We start from the raw sequence: 2,345 nt of genomic DNA, 5'->3' as shown, positions 1-2,345 counted from the left end.
TCATCGACATATTTGGCCGCCACATTGAGCGGGCCAATCACGGCATCGAGCGTGTCATTGACGCCTTGAACGATCTTGCGGAAATCGCCCTGGTGTTTGCTGGCATCGGCACGGGTGGCCAGTTTGCCCTCTACCGCTGCTTTGGACAAAATACCGGCATCGACCACCAGCGCATTGACCGCATCAATACAGGTATTGAGGTTGTTCTTTAGGGTATTGAAGTCCCCATTGTAGGTGTCGGTGATTTTGGCCGGAATGGCACCGCGCGAAATATCATCGACATATTTGGCCGCCACATTGAGCGGGCCAATCACGGCATCGAGCGTGTCATTGACGCCTTGAACGATCTTGCGGAAATCGCCCTGGTGTTTGCTGGCATCGGCACGGGTGGCCAGTTTGCCTTCCACCGCCGCTTTAGAGAGCAAAGTGGCATCGGTCATCATGGTTTGCACTGCCAACTGCATTGCTCCTACAGATTGAGTCAAGGCACCCAGTTCATCTTGGCTGTCATGGTTGAGTTTGAAGTCAAACTTGCCTTCGGCCATACTCTGCGCTGCATCTACCAGTTTGCGAACTGGAGGCACGATTTTTCTGAACAACAGCCAACCCAACAACAAGGACACCACCACCGCCAGGGTTGTGGTCACCAGCAGCAAAGTTTTGAGTGTTTGAGAATAAGCCACACTTTGCGCTACCTGTGTAGCGGTGCGCTTGTCCAGTAAGACAAAAAACTCATCCACAGGAGCCATGATTTTGGCTTTGTACACATGGTATTCTCGACTGTGCAACAACGTTCTGGCCATCTCCAGGTCTGGCGCTTTGGAGATGGTGTAATGGCCTTGGCTATCGGCGTACAGACCTTTGACTGCATTCATCGCCTTGACTTCCGTTTGCACCAACTCATTGGAGTTGGCCGCGGCCTGTGCCAGTTTGGCCAACTCTTCGCTGCTAAAGCCTGCCTGCTGCATCAGGGTTAACAACGGTACGGCGGTTGTAGCAGGACGGGGCGCATTTTGTCCTGCTGCGATGAAATCCCAGTAAATGCGCTGATATTCTTGTGGGCGTGGTTTTTTTCCATCGCGAATATCCAGAATATCATTGTATTGGCGCTCGTATTCTGCTAGACCACCACTAACCACATAAGTACGTGCCAAGCGGGTAAGATCGTCAGAGCTTTGGCGTAATTCATCGGCCAAAAGATACGCTGTATAACGCTCTTCTTGGCGCAAGGATGCCTCTTTCTCCGCTGACGACGACAACATAGAAATAGCGGCAATCATCAGTAAAAAACTGACAATGACGGCAAACGAAAACACAAGGAGTGTGCGGATAGAGACATTTTTCATTGTTTTTCCCTTTGTGGCTGCTGCCACATTCAGGCTATGGCAGCAGACATCGGTTCAGCCGATTCTGCTACGCGGGCCAGAGTGCCCAATTCATCGATCGATAACACCGCATTCACATTAAGTAAAATGACAAAATGACCATTGACCTTGCCCATGCCTTCAATAAATTCAGTGTGAATTTTGCTGCCAAAAGCCGGTGCTGGTTCGATCTCATGGCGTGGTATTTCTAACACTGCATTGACAGCATCTACCACCACTCCCATGTCATAACTCGCATTGGTGGTTTTTACTTCAACAATCACTACACAGGTTTTTTTGCTGACAGGGCTGGGTTTTTTGCCAAAGCGCACGGCCAAGTCCAGCACAGGTAACACAGCCCCCCGCAAATTGATCACACCACGAATGCAATCGGGCATCATCGGCACTTCGGTCAAGCCGTTGTATTCAATGATTTCTTTGATGCACAGAATGCCGATAGCAAAAGGTTCACCATTGAGCAGAAACGTCAGATATTGTTGGTGTTCTTGTGCGCCTGCGCTGCCCAATTTCACCGATTTGGCCGAGGTTTGGACGAGTTGGTTCATGGCGCTGCCTTTCAGAACTTGGTGAACTTGCTTTCGTCTATTTCTGTATCGGTGCTATCCAAACTGCTTGCACTGCCTAAACCAGCCGACTCCAGAAAGGCTTTAGAGGCGGGCATGGCATTACCAGATTTACGTCCATTGGGTTTGGGATACACAGTGCCATTGGCTGTGGCCCGGAGAGTGGGGGCCACAGTGGCCGATTTGCGTACCTGACGACCACTGCCCCTGATCTTGAAAAAGGCCATGGTCTGCTGCAATTGCTCCACTTGGCCACTCATCTCTTCGGCCGTAGCCGCCAACTCCTCCGAGCTGGACGCATTCTGTTGCGTGGTTTGGCTCAACTGGCTGATGGCCGAATTGATTTGCCCCGCCCCAGAAGATTGCTCCTCCGAGGCCGCCGTGATCTCTTGCACCA

At 51.3% G+C, this 2,345-nt stretch carries 2 protein-coding genes and 1 pseudogene; all 3 read right to left on the bottom strand.

Translation table 11 applies throughout. The features are described from left to right. A partial coding sequence (locus ACYVB2_RS15400; protein ID WP_382434947.1) for a HAMP domain-containing protein occupies positions 1-1,346 on the bottom strand: 1,346 nt, incomplete at its 3' end. 29 nt (positions 1,347-1,375) lie between these two features. Then, positions 1,376-1,930 (bottom strand): chemotaxis protein CheW, encoded by a 555-nt coding sequence (locus tag ACYVB2_RS15395; protein WP_382434949.1) that lies wholly within the window; start codon positions 1,928-1,930, stop codon positions 1,376-1,378. Between the two features lie 11 nt (positions 1,931-1,941). Further along, positions 1,942-2,345: pseudogene (locus ACYVB2_RS15390) on the bottom strand (hypothetical protein); the annotation flags it as partial.

The sequence above is a fragment of the Giesbergeria giesbergeri genome, from assembly GCF_054779375.1.
This window is presented reverse-complemented; position numbering and strand designations above follow the sequence as displayed.